This window comes from Flagellimonas eckloniae (genome assembly GCF_001413955.1).
Lineage (GTDB): Bacteria > Bacteroidota > Bacteroidia > Flavobacteriales > Flavobacteriaceae > Flagellimonas > Flagellimonas eckloniae.
Genome location: NZ_LCTZ01000002.1, coordinates 283,890 through 306,194, shown reverse-complemented (window position 1 = coordinate 306,194; position 22,305 = coordinate 283,890). Strand labels below are relative to the sequence as shown.

The 22,305-nt window shown below is 39.0% G+C and carries 11 protein-coding genes; all 11 read left to right on the top strand.

Annotated elements, in window-relative coordinates; all coding sequences use genetic code 11:
* Positions 1-20 precede the first annotated feature (20 nt).
* Positions 21-2,435 (top strand): glycoside hydrolase family 95 protein, encoded by a 2,415-nt coding sequence (locus AAY42_RS01315; RefSeq protein WP_082433288.1) that lies wholly within the window; start codon positions 21-23, stop codon positions 2,433-2,435.
* A 20-nt stretch (positions 2,436-2,455) separates the two neighbouring features.
* Complete coding sequence (locus tag AAY42_RS01310; RefSeq protein ID WP_055392206.1) at positions 2,456-3,655, top strand: hypothetical protein; 1,200 nt, start codon at positions 2,456-2,458, stop codon at positions 3,653-3,655.
* A gap of 158 nt (positions 3,656-3,813) precedes the next feature.
* A complete protein-coding gene (locus AAY42_RS01305) occupies positions 3,814-5,340 on the top strand; it encodes a sialate O-acetylesterase (RefSeq protein ID WP_082433287.1) in 1,527 nt (508 codons plus the stop codon).
* A gap of 32 nt (positions 5,341-5,372) precedes the next feature.
* The gene (locus AAY42_RS01300) at positions 5,373-7,004 is read left to right on the top strand and encodes an alkaline phosphatase D family protein (protein ID WP_055392204.1); all 1,632 of its coding nucleotides are present in this window, start codon (positions 5,373-5,375) and stop codon (positions 7,002-7,004) included.
* Between the two features lie 27 nt (positions 7,005-7,031).
* Complete coding sequence (locus tag AAY42_RS01295; protein ID WP_055392203.1) at positions 7,032-8,564, top strand: sulfatase family protein; 1,533 nt, start codon at positions 7,032-7,034, stop codon at positions 8,562-8,564.
* 48 nt (positions 8,565-8,612) lie between these two features.
* Positions 8,613-10,160, top strand: a complete 1,548-nt coding sequence (locus tag AAY42_RS01290; RefSeq protein ID WP_055392202.1) for a sulfatase family protein — start codon at positions 8,613-8,615, stop codon at positions 10,158-10,160.
* Between the two features lie 283 nt (positions 10,161-10,443).
* Positions 10,444-11,298 (top strand): glycoside hydrolase family protein, encoded by an 855-nt coding sequence (locus AAY42_RS01285; RefSeq protein ID WP_175288708.1) that lies wholly within the window; start codon positions 10,444-10,446, stop codon positions 11,296-11,298.
* A 736-nt stretch (positions 11,299-12,034) separates the two neighbouring features.
* Positions 12,035-15,238, top strand: a complete 3,204-nt coding sequence (locus AAY42_RS01280; protein WP_055392200.1) for a galactose-binding domain-containing protein — start codon at positions 12,035-12,037, stop codon at positions 15,236-15,238.
* 244 nt (positions 15,239-15,482) lie between these two features.
* Positions 15,483-15,635 (top strand): hypothetical protein, encoded by a 153-nt coding sequence (locus AAY42_RS18675; RefSeq protein ID WP_470295034.1) that lies wholly within the window; start codon positions 15,483-15,485, stop codon positions 15,633-15,635.
* Positions 15,636-15,854: 219 nt separating this feature from the next.
* Positions 15,855-19,115, top strand: a complete 3,261-nt coding sequence (locus tag AAY42_RS01275) for a galactose-binding domain-containing protein (protein ID WP_055392199.1) — start codon at positions 15,855-15,857, stop codon at positions 19,113-19,115.
* A gap of 65 nt (positions 19,116-19,180) precedes the next feature.
* The gene (locus AAY42_RS01270) at positions 19,181-22,165 is read left to right on the top strand and encodes a galactose-binding domain-containing protein (RefSeq protein ID WP_055392198.1); all 2,985 of its coding nucleotides are present in this window, start codon (positions 19,181-19,183) and stop codon (positions 22,163-22,165) included.
* The last annotated feature ends 140 nt before the right edge of the window (positions 22,166-22,305 follow it).

The window sequence follows — 22,305 nt, the reverse complement described above, 5'->3', positions numbered from 1 at the left end:
AGTGAAGATATATTGTGACAATGAAATACCTCTCAATTTGTATCCTGATTTTATGCGTGTTTTTTCAATTATCTTGTGATACCAATCCTAGAGAAAAAGAATTAAACCCCTCATTGGTTCTATGGTATGACAAGCCTGCCGAAAACTGGACTGAAGCTTTACCTATTGGAAATGGCAGATTAGGAGGTATGATCTATGGAGGTACTGATAAGGAGACCATCCAGTTTAATGATGAAACCTTGTGGACAGGACAACCGCATGATTATGCCAACGAAGGAGCGCATAAAATTTTAAAGGAACTAAGACAGTTACTTTGGAAAGGTAAGCAAGAGGAGGCTGAAAAATTGGCTAACGAAAATTATATGTCCGAACCATTAGGGCAGATGTGTTATCAGCCTTTTGGTAATATCTTATTGGATTTTATTGGGCATGAAAATGCTACTAACTTTAAAAGAAAATTGGATTTGGAAGAAGCCATTTCTTTTGTTTCGTATGAAGTTGATGATGTGAAATTTAAGCGGGAAATTTTTTCCTCTGAACCTGACCAAGCAATAATTATTCGACTTGAATCATCAAAAAACGGTACATTAAATTTTAGTGCTGGATTGGATTCACCTCATGAAAGATATAATGTGTCCGTTGATGGAAATGTAATAATAATTCAAGGGAGAGCTAATAATTATCCTAAAAATAAAGAACGTAAAGGGACGCCTTACCCTGAAAGTAAACTCACTTTTGAGGCAAGATTACAAATAATTAATAAAGGTGGTGAAGTTGTTCAAAACGATAAAACCATAAAAGTATCTAATGCCAATAGTGCTACCTTAAAATTAGTGGCAGCAACCAGTTTTGTGAACTATAAAAATGTTGATGGAAACCCATTTGAATTGTGTAAAAAGCAACTTAAAAAAATAGAAGGTAAGTCATTTTCTGAGCTAAAATCTAGACATGTAGAAGATTATCAAAATCTATTTAGTCGTGTAGACTTAGATCTTGGTAAGTCCGAAATTTCAAATCGTCCAACAGATAAAAGATTGGCAACTTTTCGGCAAGATGGAGACCCTAGTTTGGTGTCTTTACTTTATCAATATGGAAGATATTTGCTGATATCTTCTTCTAGAGCGGGAACTCAGCCAGCAAATTTACAAGGTATTTGGAATGATAAAATTTATCCTTCTTGGGATAGTAAGTACACCATAAATATTAATACCCAAATGAATTATTGGTTGGCAGAAATGACCAATCTTTCAGAACTGGTAGATCCTTTAATAGCCATGGTTGAAGATTTAACAGAAACTGGAGAAAAGATAGCAAAAGAGCACTATAATATGGATGGATGGGTAACGCATCACAATACTGATATTTGGCGGGGAGCAGCTCCTATAAATAGATCTAATCATGGTATTTGGCCTGTTGGTGGGGCTTGGTTAAGTCAGCATTTATGGTGGCATTATCAATTTACTGAGGATAAAGAATATTTGGAAAAAAGAGGGTATCCAGCTATGAAAAAAGCGTCTCAGTTTTTTATGGAATACTTAGTTCCTGATCCTGAAAATTCAGATTGGTGGGTAAGTGGTCCAAGCAATAGCCCTGAAAATGGAGGATTGGTTATGGCTCCAACAATGGATCATCAAATTATTCGTAATCTTTTTGCAAATACCATTGAAGCTGCAGAAGTTTTAGGAGTTGATGCTGATTTTGTTAAGGAATTAGAAGGAAAACGTTCAAAAATAGCACCCAATCAAATTGGCCAGTATGGGCAATTACAAGAGTGGTTGGAGGACAAAGATGATCCTGAAAATGAACACCGTCATGTTTCTCATCTGTGGGGTTTGCATCCAGGCAACGAAATTCACCCATTAACAACTCCAGAGTTGGCGGAAGCTTGTAAAGTGACCCTTTCACATCGTGGAGACGGAGGTACCGGATGGTCACGCGCTTGGAAAATTAATTTTTGGGCAAGACTTTTAGATGGAGACCATTCTTTTTTATTATTAAAAAATTTAATGAAACCACCATCAAAAGATGGAGGGTCTATTTACCAAAACAAAGGTGGATTATACAACAACCTATTAGACGCACACCCACCTTTTCAAATAGATGGAAACTTTGGGGCTACTTCCGGAATTACTGAAATGTTGTTGCAGTCACATTTACGCGATGACAATGGTGATTTTTATCAAGATATTCTTCCTGCGCTTCCATCAATACTGTCTTCTGGCAAAATAGAAGGAATAAAAGGTAAAGGAGGGTTTGAAATTTCTATTACGTGGAAAGATGGCGAGTTAGTTCAAGTAGATGTAAAATCCCTTCTTGGAAACAACCTCAATCTGAGATATGCAGGAAATTTAATTAAGCAAAGTACCGTTCCTGAAGAAATTTATTCATTTCTACTTAATGATTTTCAAGAGGTTAAGGTTAAAAATAAAAAATGATAAAACTTAAATTATAAAAAATGAAACAACAATTAATTACAATAATTTTTGCTCTGGGAATTTTAAATATCAGTGCTCAAACTTCTTCAGATTCAAAGTGGCTATCAGGTTCATGGGGAGTTCGCCTAATCGTTGAAGGTGGGGTAGAATTAGATAAAGCCAGTTCATATAGCGATTGGGTAAAAGGGGCACAGAATATTGTAGATAATCTGCCAACAGTTGGTCATGTATTTACAAATTTCACGCATCGTGCCCATGGTTACTGGTTTACCTTAAGGGAAAATCCTTATGTAGATGTTGCTAAGGAAATTCATCCTGAGTTTGTACCCTCTCTTGAAAATGAAAAAATCATTTTGGATGTCATTGATATATTACATAAAGGAGGAAAAAAAGTAATTCTCTACATCGCTACCGATGGTCCATCAGCAAGGTCAGGTACAAGAAATAATGCTGAATATAAGGCAGCTTGGGAAAACTATTACAATGCCAAATTTGATGGTGATGAAGGTTTGGCCTACCGTACTTTATGTAAAGGTTATATCGAAAGGTTTAAAGGTTTGGCAGATGGCTATTGGTTAGACCATGTGGGCGGAATTGCTGGAGAATTAACAGATTTCATTGATATGATTCGAGAGGTAGACCCATCTGTTATGATAGCTTCTAACGGCATAGTGGAAAATGAGAGCTCAAACAAATCAAAGTATTTCAAAGATGAAAATGGAGATGATTTGGAAGTGGATTCAGACGGGACAAATGACCCAGATGGTAGAAAATATAAAATAAGATCGTTTAATTTAAATGGTTCTTATGTTGATTTTACTTCCGGTCACCCTACTCCTCTAGCTTGGGGAGCTCCACCTAATTCATGGGCATATGAAGAGTTTACATTTCCTGAAATAGTAGACGCAATGGCTAGTTATGATCCAGTCAAACATACTATAAAACATGCTTGGATGCCAATGCGTATGAAATGGACAAGTCCAAGGGCAAATTTGATGTTTGATGTAGAACAAGCCTATCGTTTTGTACGGACTTTGACTGATGGAGGTTGTGCTATTACCTGGGGAAATACACAAACAAATGGGTCTATGACAAAAGAAGAAATGGATATTATGAAGGAAGTGGATAGAAGATTAAGAATGAGGCCGATGCCTGATTATATTCCATATAAAAGACCTGCAGGAGCAAAATTGGTTGGAGAAACAAAAACTAAAGATTAATTGTTGCCCATAAACGAGTAATCGTAACGGCCATATATGCCTAAAATACTGGTATTTAATGACTTTTTAAAAAACAGATATTAAATTATGATTCTATTTCATTAATTAAGAATTACAAATTTAACATGACAACTAATTAAAACAGAATAAGGAGATAAATGAAACTTCTAGCTACTACACTATTTCTTTTAGCTACAATCGGATTAAGCGCACAAACAAAGTTACCGGACATTTTATCCGACAATATGTGTTTGCAACAGTCTGCCGAAGTAAAAATATGGGGTTGGGACATACCTGGACAAAAAGTATTCGTTAATTCATCATGGGGAAAACAGTCGCAAACCATTACCGATAAAGAGGGTAAATGGCTAATACATATTAAAACACCAAAAGCCGGAAAAATAGGTGGAATAAAGGTAACAGGGTCTACACAACAAACTATTGAAAATATTGCGTTTGGTGAGGTTTGGTTGTGTTCGGGACAGTCGAATATGGAAAGGGAATTAGGCCTTCGTAACGGTCAAAAACCCATTATCAATTTTTGGGAAGAAGCTAAAAAGGCAAATTACCCGAACATACGCATGTTTAAAGTTGCTACAGTTGCTTCGGAAATTCCACTTAACAATTGCCAGGGGAAATGGGTGGTATGCAACCCAGAAACCGTGTTTAAGTTTTCGGCAGTAGGGTATTTTTATGCGCAGGCAATTCACGAAAATTTGTCCGTCCCAGTTGGCTTGATTCAATCATCCAGAGGAGGAACACCCGTTGAAGCATGGACACCAAAAACAGGAATCCATGAGGGATTACATGAAAAGTATAAAAATTTTGAAACATCCTTTCAAAAGGATAGAGATGAATACAACAGCGCATTAAATGATTTTAAGAGTGGACTTATATCGGAATTTCCCGATATACCAGAAAGTGTTGACCGGCTTAAGAACAAATACAGAAAGTTATCGGTGTTGTATAATGGTATGATTTCACCGCTAACCAACTACACCATAAAAGGCGCCATTTGGTATCAAGGCGAAGCAAACGTTCCATATTGGGAAGATTATAAAACAGTATTCCCTAGTATGATAACAAGTTGGCGAAAGCAATGGAGTATTGGCGATTTTCCATTTTATTTTGTGCAAATTCCTCCCTACGATTACAATGATAAATATGGGATGCCATTTGGGATGCCAAAAATTGTAGAGGCTCAGTGTGAAGCATTAAAGCTTCCAAATACAGGAGTTGCGGCTACACAAGACATAGGTACATTTTATGATATTCATCCGCCGCATAAAAAGGAAGTTGGTCGCCGCTTATCATTAATTGCCTTACATAAAACGTATAATAAAACAGATGTTGTTTACGCTGTCCCTTTTTTGAGTTCATATAAAAACGAGGGCGAAAGCATGGTTCTTCAAATTGAAACACCGGGTTCCGAATTGTATTTATTATCCGCTGCAATTGGAGGAATTTGGGCTTTCCATATTGCTGGTGAGAATAAAATTTTCTATCCAGCTAAGGTTAAGCAGGATGGGAATAAAATTCAATTAAGCTCGTCAAAGGTGGAACATCCGGTAGCGGTACGCTATAACTGGGCAAACAATGCAAATGCAACCATTTATAACAAACAAGGTTTACCTGCGCTTCCTTTTAGGACAGATGACTGGGACGAGGTTTTTTATGGAGAGTAAGGTTTTACTAAAATTATTTAAATATATTTTTTATGAAGAATATTTTCTTTTTAACGTTGATAGGATTCTTGTTTATTAATTGTCAAACAAAAAAACAGGAAAGCAAACCTGAATTGCAATACACACAAAACGACAAGGATTGGTACACACGTAAATCTGGCATAACAAAATATTTGATTGAGATTGACAAAGGAGACCCAAAAGTAGCCATTGACCATGCCAATAAACAAGATATTGACGCAGAAGCTTGCTTTGTAAAAGCACTTGCTTTTGCAAAAACAGGAAATGCAGATTCGGCTATGGCCCAAGTTAAAAAATCATTGAATTTGGGACTAAGTATCGACCGATATCAAGCGCCTCTCGAAATGCTTGTTCCTTTAAATAAGTTTCCAGCTTTCAGCAATTTTATCAAAAAAAAGGGGGAAGCAATTGTACACGGTCCAATGGTTGGCCATACCACTTCTAGTACTGCAAAAATTTGGTTACGAACATTTCAGGCATTAAAAGTTCAGATTGTTTTAAGTGAAAATGAAACTTTTGAAAAGGAGATTTTATCAAAGGAAGTACAAACCTCAAAATCTACAGAGTTTACTGCTAAGCTTGATGTTGAAGGGCTTACAGCGGATACCACATATTTTTATAAGGTTAAAATTGACGGCAAAACCCAAAACAAAGTTTATAAATTTAAAACACAACCTATTGAAGGGCAGGCCAATGAGTTTGCAGTAGCTTTTGGTGGTGGTTCTGCTTACATTCCCTGGCATTCCTATATGTGGAATACCTTAGACTCGCATAATCTAAATGCGATGCTATTGATGGGTGATAATGTTTACATCGACTATCCGGAGTACCCAGACATTCAAAAGTATTGTTATAATCGTAGGCAAAGTAAGCCCGAGTTTCGTGACTTTTCATCCAGAACACCAATCCTTTCAATTTGGGATGATCACGATTTTGGGGATAATGACGAATTTGGCGGAAAGGAAATCGATACTCCGAAATGGAAACGTCCGGTTTATGAAGTGTTCAGAAATCAGTTTGCAAATCCTTATTATGGCGGTGGCGATGAAAATCCTGGCGTATGGTACGATTTCCAAATGGCCGATGTTGATTTCTTTATGTTGGATTGCCGTTACTATCGTGAACCCTCAAGTGCAGATGGAAATATAACTGATCCCCAAATGTTGGGTCCAGTTCAGTTAAATTGGTTAAAAGAGAAACTACTGGCATCAAAAGGAACATTTAAAGTAATTGTTTCGAGCGTTCCCTGGGCCTATGGTGCAAAAAGTGGTATGTCAGGTCGATTTGATACTTGGCGTGGTTACAAAAAAGAACGCAAAGAGATTTTTGATTTCCTTGCTGATAATAAAATAGAGGGTGTTGTGCTTCTTTCTGCCGACCGCCACCGGAGCGACTTATGGAAAATTGAACGCGAAAATGGCTATCCTCTATACGAGCTAGAAAGCTCAAAACTTGTAAATACACATACACATGTATGTATGGACGACCCTGAAAGAATTTTATGCTACAACGAAAAATGTTCGTTTGGCAAAGTGATTTTCAATACCAAATTACCCGACCCAACATTGCAATATGAAATATGGAGCATTGATAATGAAAAAGTGGAAGAGTACACGATTAAACTTAGCGAACTGAAACATTAAATAATCCTGTTACTCAATTTTCAATATATGATGAAATTGGTATTGTCCCTTTATCTCCTTATGGCAATTGGCTGTACGGCTAAAAAAGAGGTCATAAAAAGTACTCCCAATATTATAATCATTTACGCTGATGATTTGGGGTATGGGGATGTGAGCTGTTATAATAAACAGAGTAAAATCTCAACACCAAATATTGATAAACTGGCCAAAAATGGTATTCTGTTTACAGATGCACATTCACCAAGCGGAATTTGTAGTCCAAGTAGATATGGTATTTTAACAGGTAGATACTCGTGGCGTACCATCCGTAAACGTGGGAATCCTAAACCTGGTGAACAACCATGGATAAACCAAGGACGCGTCACTATTGCCAGTATGTTACGAGATTACGGTTATAATACAGCCGTTATTGGTAAATGGGGACTCGGCTCTGATTGGAAAGCAGCTGCCAAACCAACTAGAGAAGGAATTGATATTTCTGCTAATGGTATAGACTATAACAAACCCATTTATAGTGGTAAGCCAGTAGGATTTACACATGAAGAGGTTCATCTCTGGTATGGGCAAAATTATTATAAGAGAAAATATCCTTGCCATGATGTGCCTGGGACAAAAGAACACTCTGATGGAGGTCGATGGTATTTTGAGAATGGTATTAGTAAGAACGGGAATCCTCAGTTTGATCAATTTGATATGGAAGAAGCACAAATGCATTACATCGCAAGAAGTGTTGATTACATAAATGCTGCGGCAAAAAACAGTAAGAGCACAGGATATAATCTTAAAAACGACGCACCTTTTTTCTTGTACTATGCACCTCATATACCTCATTATCCGCATGTGCCTGCTAAGCAATTTCAGGGAACTTCCGGGTTAGGATTATATGGCGATTTTGTAAAAGAATTGGATTGGGCTGTTGGTGAAATAATTACAGCTCTTGAAAAGAACAATATATTGGATGAAACACTCATAATTTTCACTTCGGATAATGGGCCTGAGTCTCAAACCTTTGGTTATATAAAAGAATATGGCCATTATGCCATGAAAGATTTCAGAGGTGTAAAGCGAGACCTTTGGCAGGGTGGGCATACTACTCCTTTTATAGTTTCATATCCAAATAAAATCACCAAAACGGGAACAGAATCAAACCGTCTTATTTCTCAAACAGATATTTTATCTACCATAGCTGATTATTTGGATATTAAACTAGATAATAAAGGTGCGGAAGACAGTTATAGTTTTCTTGATGAAATTATTGATGGTTTTGAGGTTAAGGATAAGCGTGAAGTTGCAATACACCATAGTGCAAGTGGAAAATTAGCAATAAGACAAGGCGATTGGGTCTTTATAAATAGTAATGAAGGAAGAGATAATGAAGAACCAGATTGGTTTAAAGAGAATATTGGTGTTGTGCCTCATAATGAAGATTTTGAGTTGTTTAATTTGAGGAAAGATGCACAACAAACAACAAATCTTGTAAAAGAGTATCCAGAAAAGGTAAAAGAGCTAAAAAAACTTCTAACACAGTATGTTGACGAAGGAAGAACATTGGTACGATAATCTGGCTTTTAACAAACCATAGAAACAATATACTTTAAAACAGTAAAAATGAATTTAAACAAGAAACTTATAATAGCAATTACAATACTACTATCATTTAGTTCTTACGGGCAAACAAAGGTTGAAAAAAACGAAAAACCCCCGAATATCATTTTTATCCTTGCGGATGATTTAGGCTATGGTGATGTTTCCAGTTATAATGAAAACTCTAAAATTAAAACCGTTAATATAGATAAACTAGCCTCTGAAGGTGTCATTTTCACAGATGCGCACACAAGCAGTGCTGTTTGTACACCTACTCGTTATGGTATATTAACAGGACGATATAATTGGCGATCAACTCTTAAAAAGCACGTCTTACAAGGATATAGCAAAGCTTTAATTAAGCCGGATAGAACAACTATAGCAGGTTTTTTAAAGGCTAAAGGATACAAAACTGCCGGTATTGGCAAATGGCATTTAGGATGGGATTGGGCAAATGTCGAAAAAGGAAAGGACGCTGTTGATTACACGCAAAAGATAAAAAATGGACCTATAACCCGGGGGTTTGATTATTGGTATGGATTTAATGGCTCATTGGATATGGCCCCCTATGTGTGGGTAGAAAATGACCAGCCTACAATGGTGCCTACTAAATTTACTAAAAATACTGATTATCAAGCTATGTGGCGAAAGGGACTAACATCTGATGACTTTGTACATGAACAAGTTTTACCAGAAATCACCACCAGAACAGTCAGTTTTATAAATGAAAATGCTAAAAACGACCAACCCTTCTTTGTATATATGCCTTTACCAGCACCTCACACACCTATACTTCCTACTAAGGAGTTTAAAGGTAAAAGCGGATTGGATAATCCTTATGGCGATTTTGTGTTGATGGTAGATTGGGTTGTAGGAGAAGTAATAAAAGCATTGGATGAACAAGGCATAACAGAAAACACCATTTTGGTTTTTACAAGTGATAATGGTTGTTCCCCTCGAGCAGATTTTAATCAATTAACTACTAAAGACCATAATCCTAGTTATATTTTTAGAGGGCACAAAGCAGATATTTTTGAAGGAGGCCATAGAGTACCATTTATAGTTAGATGGCCAGAAAAAGTAAAATCAGCCAAATCCAATCAATTGGTGTGCACTACAGATTTTTTTGCCACCATTGCTGATGTCTTAGATGTTAAACCTACCGATACTATGGCTGAGGATAGTTTTAGTTTTCTTCCAGCACTCAAAATCAAATCAAGTTTAACGGTTAGGGAAAGTATTGTTCACCATTCCATAAATGGCTCTTTTGCGTATCGAAAAAATGATTGGAAAGCTATTTTTTGTCCCGGTTCTGGCGGTTGGAGTTTTCCAAGACCAAGAGATAAAGCAGCCATTGATAGTTTACCAAAATTTCAATTATATAATTTAAGTAGTGACATTGGAGAAGAACATAATTTACAAGATGAGAAATCTGAACTGTTGGAAGAATATCGAAAAGAACTTGCTACAATAGTATTAAATGGTAGAAGTACAGAAGGAGAAAAACAAAAAAATGACGGCCCAGAAACTTGGTCCCAGTTGAGTTGGATGGATGAAAAAACAGATGATTAAAAAGGCACTGAAAATCTTAAAGCTTTTTATTTCAATACACTTTAGGGAAACAAAAAGAGATAGATTATAATAGTCTCTTATTGTATTTATATATAAAATTCAAATCTTAGTATCGATTGTAATAGTCTTTTTTTCCTTTTCTTGTAAAAAAGACCTATCCGTAAAGGAATCATCTTTCGTTAAATCTCATGTTGCAGGAGATTATATTCTTGATGCACCGGAGAATTGGTGGCATTGGTGTATGGCCCCAATTTATGATGACTCTGGGAAATTACATGTGTTTATGTCAGCCATTCCTAATGACGGGAACTGGACAAAAGATAGTAAAATAGTACATTATACAGCTAAATCCCCAGAAGGGCCTTATACTTTTGTAGATATCACTTTTGCTAGCAACACACTCACCTATCATAATCCACAAATATCCCAAGTAAACGACACCTATGTTCTAGTATACTTATTAAAGTCTAGGGAAACCCCTAATATAAATCAAGAAATAGGTATTGCAACTTCTAAGTCTTTGGATGGTCCATGGAAGGAAAGTCCATATAACCCTATAATTAAAGCTTCGGGTACACAAAAAGATGGTGCCAATATTATTCATGCCTCAAATCCTACTTTTTTAAAAGACAAAAATGGAAAATTCAGGATTTATTATAAATCCATATCAGATGCTTTTGGAACAAACTGGAATCGTGAAATTTCTTTAGCAATGAGCGATAATATTGAAGGGCCCTATGAAAATTATCAAGAAAACCCTCTTATTAGTTATGCAGATAAAGGTTTGGATATTGAAGATTGTTATGCCTTTTATTATAAAGACAGTTACTATATGATTGTGGAAGATAGAAAGGGGGTGAAAAATATGCTTGAAGGTAACCCTATTCCTGCGGAGGATATTGAACTAGGAGGTAACCGTCCAGGATTAATTTATAAATCGGAGGATGGAATACATTGGGGAAAGCCTGAGGTTGGTTATAAAACAAATGAACAATACTTTGGAGATAAATTGGCACGTACCGAACGCCCACATATTTTATGGAAAAACGGAGAACCAGAATATCTTTTTCTTGCATGTCATGATGAAGACCCTTCAGCTGGGTTCTTTGTTAAAATTGAAGGGTGGATTCCAGAGTAAAAGAAGAACTGAAAATAGATCTAAAATTTTCAGAATTAGTACTATTGTAATGCTACTGTCCTGTTTGCAGTACCTGCTATCGCATTGGCCCAAAACAAATCCCAACATCATCAATTATACAAACAGATGACCAAGGGTATAGTGATGTGAGCACATTATAACAGGTACGACAAAGAGTTTTTTACAACCTGAAGGAAAACGGTGATAGCCATAGACGGACTTTTTATCAACAGTGATGAAGTCTTCCACGCAAAAGGATTCAGATTAATCTTCGTCAAAATCAAAAAGCTCAAGAAAACCAAAAAACAAGATGCCCCACCATCTATAAATAGTAAAACTCTTAACCATGATTATTGTTCATTACAAGTAATCCTGTAAACTTGGAGTGTCCATAAATACATTAAATCTAAACTTAGAAAAAGATAGTATAAAAATCAATAAGATGATAACCTCAATATCATGTTTATTACAAATCAATTAAAAAGAGTATTGATTATTTGAGAATATATTGTTTTTTATTGTTAAAATTTTAAGTATTCCTATTTTTTTTGTCACCCATTTTTTCTTTTCAATTGTCATAGTATTAGTTATGATATAAATATCTGACTTCAATACAGTATAAATATCTTACTTAAATAAAATATAAATATCTGACATTAATATAATTTAAATCTGACTTATTATAAAGCCTATTAAAAACATGTTTATTTAAACTAAACCATTAAACTATGTAATCATGAAAAAAACAATTACCTCATTATTCATCCTTTTTGCTTTTACAGTATCAGCCCAACAACCCGATGACTCTTGGCTAGAGGGATCTTGGGGTATAACATTTCCTGTTTTTGGAGGAGCCAGATTAGATGCTGAGGTGGCAGGTGGTCTTGACCCTGTTTCCGGAGCTCAAGAAATTGTTGATGAATTATCAGAAGTAGGGCATGTTATTACAAACTTATCTTATTTCGCACATTCACATTACTTTACCCTAAGTCAAAACAATTATATAAACATTCGTAATGAAATACATCCAGATGTAGTTCCCAGTGCGGCGAATGATGATATTATTTTTGACGTATTGGACATTTTTAAAAATTCAGATAAAAAAATAATTTTATACATCTCTACTCAGTATTTCGCAAGAGCAGATGAAGACAATATAGATATTAAAACCAATTGGGATCAATTTGTCACACAATACCCAAGTCAAAACGATGCCTATGTAGAGCTTCTTAGAGGTTTTGTAGAAGTATTAAAAGATTATGCAGATGGCTATTGGTTAGATACTGTTACTGCTAACGTAGAAGACATCGTCGATATGATTAGAGAAGTAGATCCCACAGCTGTAGTTACTACCAACAAAGGTAAAGATTACATCAGATTAGACGATGGTACCAAAGCCGTTGTAGCATCCAATGGAGTTAGTATTACAGGTGAAACAAGCCCCAAAGTAGGCTACAATATCATTAGACATACTCTTGATGTTGCAAGCACTACTCAAGATTTCACCAATGGACATGTTACCTCTATTATAAAAGCTCCAACAGATTCATGGGGTTACGAAGAGTTTACAGTGGGTGATATGATTGAAGAGCCGTATACAGAATATCTTGGAAATCCAGTAATTAAACACGCTTGGTTTCCTGTAAGATATCGATGGCATACATCTACACGTGAATTACTTTATGACACGGAGAGATCATATAGAACTGTAAAAAGTATTATAGATGCGGGAGCCTCAGTAACGCTTGCTAATACAGTAGATTATAATACTGGTCGTATGATGCCAGATGAAATGGTTATGATGAAGGAAGTAAATCGTCGACTGTTGCTGAATGAGGATTGTGAAGCATATACAAGACCAGCTGGAGCGCGTTTAGAAGGTGAAGTTTTTGTGCCAGTTACAGGGGTTAGTGTTTCTCCAAGTAGTGTTTCATTAGATCCAGGAGACACTCAATCACTAAGCTCAACGGTTAGTCCATCAAACGCTTCTACTAGCAAAGTGGTTATTTGGAGTAGCAGTAATACTTCAGTTGCCACTGTAAATTCAAGTGGTGAAGTTACAGCCATAGCTGGAGGTACCGCAACCATTAGAGGAAGAACTTTGTATGGAGGTTTTATTGATTCATGTACAGTAACTGTCACTGGAGGAACAGGGGGAACCACCAACCTTGCCTTGAATGGAACAGCGACCCAATCCACAACATTAGCCGGGGCCGTAGCATCACGTGCCAATGATGGTGACACCAATGGAAACTTTGGGGGTAATTCCGTATCGGCTGCCGAAGGGCCCAACGCCTGGTGGGAAGTGGACCTTGGGGACAACTATGAGATTGACGACATCAATGTTTTCAACAGAACAAACAATTGTTGTTCAAGTCGATTATCCGATTTTACCGTATCCGTTATCAATAGCGGTGGTACCACAACCTTTACACAGACCATTACCACTGCACCCAATCCCTCTGTCACACTGGATGCTGGTGGTGTCACTGGTCAGGTCGTCAGGATACAATCCAACCTTACCACTACATTGAACCTTGCCGAAGTAGAGGTATATGGAAGTGAAAGTTCTAAGCTTGATCAAACCATTACATTTAACCTACCGGCGAAGCAACTTGGTGATGCGGACTTTGATCCTGCCACTGCCAGCTCAGGATACAATATTTCTTATACCAGCTCAAATACCAATGTGGCAACTATTGTCAATGGAAACATTAGAATCGTTGGTGTAGGAACTTCTGAAATAACGGCTTCCCAAGCAGGAAATGTTGTTTATAACCCTGCCCCAAGTGTAACCCGTACATTGGTCGTTACCGATGGGAACACGGGAGGAACCACCAACCTTGCCTTGAATGGTACAGCGACCCAATCCACAACATTAGGCGGTGCTGAAGCATCTCGAGCTATTGATGGTGACACCAATGGAAACTTTAGTGGAGGTTCTATATCTGCTGCTGAAGGGCCCAATGCCTGGTGGGAAGTGGACCTGGGTGGCAACTATAACATTGATGACATCAATGTTTTCAATAGGACAAACAATTGTTGTTCAAGTCGATTATCAGATTTTACCGTATCCGTTATCAATAGTAGTGGTACCACAACCTATACACAGACCATTACCACTGCGCCCAATCCCTCTGTCACACTGGACGCTGGTGGTGCAGTCGGTCAGGTCGTTAGGATACAATCCAACCTTACCACTACATTGAACCTTGCCGAAGTAGAGGTATATGGATCTCAATCGAATACCAACAATACCATAACGATCCAGGAAAACACGACTGGCTTTTGTGATGTGGACGGTGTGATACAAAGTGCCGATGCAGGCTATACGGGAAGCGGCTATGCAAACACATCCAATGCACTGGGAAGGGCGATAGATTGGGAAATAGACGGTACTGCCGGGTCTTATACTTTCGTATGGCGTTATTTGGTAGGCTCCGCTCGGACTGCCGACCTCATTGTTGACGGAACGACCGTGGCCACTGGTATTTCATTTGTGAACACACAAGGAGGTTGGTTGACCGCAGAAGCAACCGTTGGTCTAGGAGCAGGGGTGAAATCCGTCATCCTTAGTTCCACCAGTAGCACGGGTCTTGCCAAAATAGATTATCTCGAGGTAACAGGACCCAATGTCGTCGCTTCGGCATGTGCCTCAAGTTCGTTAAAAACAAGTCTTGACCTAAAGGCTCCTGACACGGACACCGAGGACATACTCCATTTCTACCCCAATCCCACAACGGACATACTCCATGTTGAGGTCAACGGTTCCAACGACGCCCAGCTCGATATCATAAACAGCTCGGGGCAGAACGTGATCTCAAAGCATATGGGGAACGGGAGAACTTCCGTTGACATGACCAGGCTACCCCTAGGGTTATATATCCTTAAGGTAACGGACCAAAAACAGGTTCGCACCAAGAAAATAATCAAAAAATAGAGCCGTGATGCCTGTGATTCAGTTCACTGGTAATATTAAAGTGATTCCATTAGTTTTTAGATAAGCTATAGGACTAAAACAAATCATAGGTGACGGTTTTGAGGATAGTATAACCTAAGGGATACAATAGTAGTCTCTGTTAATGACTACAAACAATAATAACTCAAAAACCCAAACCAATTGGTTATCAAAATATTGAAGAGCAACTTTCCCTTTATAAAGAGGCGCTCGTCTTAATGTCTAAATAAATAATGCTTATGACTATATAAAAGAGCTGCAGAAATCAGTGCAAAAATTACCTAGCGTTGAAGGCGTATTAACCAATTTTATAGGTAAGGCCAATGCACATCTTTTTACATTAAGAACAGACCCCAATTCAGAAGCTATTATGGGATAAACTGGTAAGGAACCAGCTAGGTAATTTGTGCCAAATTTAGAAAATGAACAGCCTATAATTGATGTAATTACTGTATGTAAACATGCTGGTATAGAAGTAATTTTTATATGAAAGACATGAATTTTCCATCAAGGGGATTAATGAAAAAGATTACCAATGACAATCCTATGTTGATTGATTTTTTTGAATGAATTAAACTAAACATTAAATAACAATATCATGAAAAACACTAACAAACTAATACTTATTTTTTTAAAAAAAGTACTGTTTTTACGAATAAAAGCAGTGGTCTTATTAACTTTTTTAATCGTTTGTTCCGATATAATAAGCGCACAGACCTCAGAAGTTCCATGGATGGAAGGCTCCTGGGGAGTACGATTAATTATTAGAGGCGGAGAAGATCTAGATACTTTTGTGACTAATGGTTATGACTATGTTGAAGAAGCTAGGCGGATAGTTAGAGATTATCCTACTATGGGTCACGTTATTACAAATTTTACTAACAATGCAAACGGTAGCTTATTTCTATTAAGAGAGAACCCCGATATACCTGGTTTGGCTAATCAACTTCATCCGCGATTTTTTCCAAGCATAGAGAATGAACAAATTATTCTTGATGTTATACAAGTATTTAAAGATGCAGGTATTAAAGTGATTCTATACATGAAGCACAGACCTGGAATGGGTGATGGTACTACAGCACAAATAAATTCTTGGAATAATTATACAGGAGGCACAAACAACTTTCAATATTTTGAAGAGATATGCGCAGGCTTTGCAAAGCGTTTTGATGGCCTAATTGACGGCTATTGGATTGATAATTTTGGGGGGGCAAATACAACTATTCCTGCAAAAACTAGTTTTGTTAATGCTCTTTTAGATGCCCATACTATACAAAAACCAGTTATTGCTACAAATTGGAAGAAATCATATTTCTCTGGTATTCAAGTGGATTCGGATGGTCCTGGTGAAAGAGATCCAGATAATTACCAAATAATAAAATATCAAGCTAACGATATCTGGTCTGATTATACACATGGTCACGTTACCTCAATAGGTGGACAAAAAGCACCATCAAATTCTTTTGGGTATGATGAATTTACACTTCCAGACTTTGAAGTTAGTGGTGTATCTGTAAGCTCTGAGTCAGGTAAAACACTTGTAAAACATATGTTTGCACCAATTCGTAGACGTTGGTCTCAATATACTGAACCATTATATTACGAGGAAGATCAAGCCTATAGATTTGTAAAAAGAATTACAGATGCTGGAGGAGCAATTACTTTTTCTACAACAATTGGGCCTGGTGGTATAGGTCCAGCAGATGAGATAAGGGTATTAAAGCATGTGGATGCACAATTGGCAGCTAATGCGGATTACGTGCCCTATGTGAGGCCAGCAGGTGCATTTTTGGTTGGTGAAACAACACCTAATTACAATCAAGTTATTGATTTCAAAGAGATAGATAATAAACAAGTAGGTGATCCAGACTTTTTTCCTTTTGCATATGCTAGTTCTGGAGCCTCAGTTACCCTTACCAGTTCAAATACTTCCGTTGCAACTATTGTAAATGGAAACATCCGTATCCAAGGAGAGGGTACTACCAATATTACGGCATCACAAGGTGGAAATTCAACATTTGCAGCTGCACCGAATGTAGTAAGACAGTTAACGGTTACAAGTGGAGGAACAGGGGGAACCACCAACCTTGCCTTGAATGGAACAGCGACCCAATCCACAACATTAGCCGGGGCCGTAGCATCACGTGCCAATGATGGTGACACCAATGGAAACTTTGGGGGTAATTCCGTATCGGCTGCCGAAGGGCCCAACGCCTGGTGGGAAGTGGACCTTGGGGACAACTATGAGATTGACGACATCAATGTTTTCAACAGAACAAACAATTGTTGTTCAAGTCGATTATCCGATTTTACCGTATCCGTTATCAATAGCGGTGGTACCACAACCTTTACACAGACCATTACCACTGCACCCAATCCCTCTGTCACACTGGATGCTGGTGGTGTCACTGGTCAGGTCGTCAGGATACAATCCAACCTTACCACTACATTGAACCTTGCCGAAGTAGAGGTATATGGAAGTGAAAGTTCTAAGCTTGATCAAACCATTACATTTAACCTACCGGCGAAGCAACTTGGTGATGCGGACTTTGATCCTGCCACTGCCAGCTCAGGATACAATATTTCTTATACCAGCTCAAATACCAATGTGGCAACTATTGTCAATGGAAACATTAGAATCGTTGGTGTAGGAACTTCTGAAATAACGGCTTCCCAAGCAGGAAATGTTGTTTATAACCCTGCCCCAAGTGTAACCCGTACATTGGTCGTTACCGATGGGAACACGGGAGGAACCACCAACCTTGCCTTGAATGGTACAGCGACCCAATCCACAACATTAGGCGGTGCTGAAGCATCTCGAGCTATTGATGGTGACACCAATGGAAACTTTAGTGGAGGTTCTATATCTGCTGCTGAAGGGCCCAATGCCTGGTGGGAAGTGGACCTGGGTGGCAACTATAACATTGATGACATCAATGTTTTCAATAGGACAAACAATTGTTGTTCAAGTCGATTATCAGATTTTACCGTATCCGTTATCAATAGTAGTGGTACCACAACCTATACACAGACCATTACCACTGCGCCCAATCCCTCTGTCACACTGGACGCTGGTGGTGCAGTCGGTCAGGTCGTTAGGATACAATCCAACCTTACCACTACATTGAACCTTGCCGAAGTAGAGGTATATGGATCTCAATCGAATACCAACAATACCATAACGATCCAGGAAAACACGACTGGCTTTTGTGATGTGGACGGTGTGATACAAAGTGCCGATGCAGGCTATACGGGAAGCGGCTATGCAAACACATCCAATGCACTGGGAAGGGCGATAGATTGGGAAATAGACGGTACTGCCGGGTCTTATACTTTCGTATGGCGTTATTTGGTAGGCTCCGCTCGGACTGCCGACCTCATTGTTGACGGAACGACCGTGGCCACTGGTATTTCATTTGTGAACACACAAGGAGGTTGGTTGACCGCAGAAGCAACCGTTGGTCTAGGAGCAGGGGTGAAATCCGTCATCCTTAGTTCCACCAGTAGCACGGGTCTTGCCAAAATAGATTATCTCGAGGTAACAGGACCCAATGTCGTCGCTTCGGCATGTGCCTCAAGTTCGTTAAAAACAAGTCTTGACCTAAAGGCTCCTGACACGGACACCGAGGACATACTCCATTTCTACCCCAATCCCACAACGGACATACTCCATGTTGAGGTCAACGGTTCCAACGACGCCCAGCTCGATATCATAAACAGCTCGGGGCAGAACGTGATCTCAAAGCATATGGGGAACGGGAGAACTTCCGTTGACATGACCAGGCTACCCCTAGGGTTATATATCCTTAAGGTAACGGACCAAAAACAGGTTCGCACCAAGAAAATAATCAAAAAATAAAAAATAGAGGCGCCGGCGATTTTTATCGCCGGTAGTTCTTGTTCTTCACTTTAAATGATATAATCATGAATTTATATAGAAATAGTATTCTAATAGGTATCATTTTATTTGGTTTAGAAGCTCACTGCCAAACTATTGGTCCATGGGATACAAATGTATTATTTCAAACACCAAGCTATAGTACAACCACAGATGTAGAAGCAGTAGGCATGACGAGTTTGTATTATGAAACAATTGATTATTTAGGAGATCCAGTTGAAACATTTGCTTATTATTCTGCTCCAGATGGCCCTGTACCAGCTGGTGGCTGGCCAGCAGTAGTTTTAGTGCACGGTGGAGGTCATAGTGCTTCTGCTAATTATGTTCAGGTATGGAACGATAATGGCTTTGCTGCTATTGCCATGGATACCGAAGGTAGACTTCCTAAAAAGATTAATGGCGTACGGGTTGTGGCACCCAAACCAGGTCCAAGAAGAGATGGTGTATGGGATGATTCTGAATTGCCAATAGAAGACCAGTGGTATTACCATGCCGTTGCGTTAATCATTAAAGGTCATTCACTTATACGTTCGTTTCCTGAAGTAAATCCTAATAAAACAGGTGTTAGTGGTTTTAGTTGGGGAGGTACGCTTACAAGTACAGTAATGGGCGTGGATAATAGGTTTTCATTTGCTGTTCCTGTATATGGCGCTGGATTCTTATCCGAATCTGATGGCCACCAAGGTACAGCGATGTCTGCAGCTGAAGCTGTAGTTGTTGATGCAAATTTTGATGGGAGAGTTTATTTTGATAATGTTACCTACCCAACCATGTGGGTTAATGGGACAAATGACCACCATTTTGCCATAACCACCCAACAAAAATCTTCACGAGCTGTAAATGGTCCTTCATTCCTTAGATATACACTAGGTATGGCGCATGGAGGAACGCCTCCAAGACTTGTTGAAGAAATCTATGCCTTTGCACAAAATGTAGTAAATGGCGCACCGACTTTGCCTATTTTGGGTAATCCACAAATCGCATCAAACACTGCTTCTGTTACTTTTAGCGCTAATTCAAATGTTACCAGTGGGAAATTATATTACACATTGGATGAGGGTAAATGGAACGAAAGACAATGGAACGAAACCAATGCGAGTGTTTCAGGAAATACGATATCAGCTAATGTGCCGTCTGGTGCTACTACGATCTATTTTGGCGCTACAAATTCACTAGGTTATGTAACCTCAGAATACTTGTTAACAGATGGATCTGACCCAGGAGGGGGAACCACCAACCTTGCCTTGAATGGAACAGCGACCCAATCCACAACATTAGCCGGGGCCGTAGCATCACGTGCCAATGATGGTGACACCAATGGAAACTTTGGGGGTAATTCCGTATCGGCTGCCGAAGGGCCCAACGCCTGGTGGGAAGTGGACCTTGGGGACAACTATGAGATTGACGACATCAATGTTTTCAACAGAACAAACAATTGTTGTTCAAGTCGATTATCCGATTTTACCGTATCCGTTATCAATAGCGGTGGTACCACAACCTTTACACAGACCATTACCACTGCACCCAATCCCTCTGTCACACTGGATGCTGGTGGTGTCACTGGTCAGGTCGTCAGGATACAATCCAACCTTACCACTACATTGAACCTTGCCGAAGTAGAGGTATATGGAAGTGAAAGTTCTAAGCTTGATCAAACCATTACATTTAACCTACCGGCGAAGCAACTTGGTGATGCGGACTTTGATCCTGCCACTGCCAGCTCAGGATACAATATTTCTTATACCAGCTCAAATACCAATGTGGCAACTATTGTCAATGGAAACATTAGAATCGTTGGTGTAGGAACTTCTGAAATAACGGCTTCCCAAGCAGGAAATGTTGTTTATAACCCTGCCCCAAGTGTAACCCGTACATTGGTCGTTACCGATGGGAACACGGGAGGAACCACCAACCTTGCCTTGAATGGTACAGCGACCCAATCCACAACATTAGGCGGTGCTGAAGCATCTCGAGCTATTGATGGTGACACCAATGGAAACTTTAGTGGAGGTTCTATATCTGCTGCTGAAGGGCCCAATGCCTGGTGGGAAGTGGACCTGGGTGGCAACTATAACATTGATGACATCAATGTTTTCAATAGGACAAACAATTGTTGTTCAAGTCGATTATCAGATTTTACCGTATCCGTTATCAATAGTAGTGGTACCACAACCTATACACAGACCATTACCACTGCGCCCAATCCCTCTGTCACACTGGACGCTGGTGGTGCAGTCGGTCAGGTCGTTAGGATACAATCCAACCTTACCACTACATTGAACCTTGCCGAAGTAGAGGTATATGGATCTCAATCGAATACCAACAATACCATAACGATCCAGGAAAACACGACTGGCTTTTGTGATGTGGACGGTGTGATACAAAGTGCCGATGCAGGCTATACGGGAAGCGGCTATGCAAACACATCCAATGCACTGGGAAGGGCGATAGATTGGGAAATAGACGGTACTGCCGGGTCTTATACTTTCGTATGGCGTTATTTGGTAGGCTCCGCTCGGACTGCCGACCTCATTGTTGACGGAACGACCGTGGCCACTGGTATTTCATTTGTGAACACACAAGGAGGTTGGTTGACCGCAGAAGCAACCGTTGGTCTAGGAGCAGGGGTGAAATCCGTCATCCTTAGTTCCACCAGTAGCACGGGTCTTGCCAAAATAGATTATCTCGAGGTAACAGGACCCAATGTCGTCGCTTCGGCATGTGCCTCAAGTTCGTTAAAAACAAGTCTTGACCTAAAGGCTCCTGACACGGACACCGAGGACATACTCCATTTCTACCCCAATCCCACAACGGACATACTCCATGTTGAGGTCAACGGTTCCAACGACGCCCAGCTCGATATCATAAACAGCTCGGGGCAGAACGTGATCTCAAAGCATATGGGGAACGGGAGAACTTCCGTTGACATGACCAGGCTACCCCTAGGGTTATATATCCTTAAGGTAACGGACCAAAAACAGGTTCGCACCAAGAAAATAATCAAAAAATAAAAGTTTTGATTTACAACACCGGTGATTCAATTCACTGGTGTTATTTCTTATTTAAAATAAACTAATGTGAGGTTATACAAATAGTTGATTCTGCACTTGAGGAAAATTTGCCTAAAAACTTTATTTTCTTTGGCAGTAAA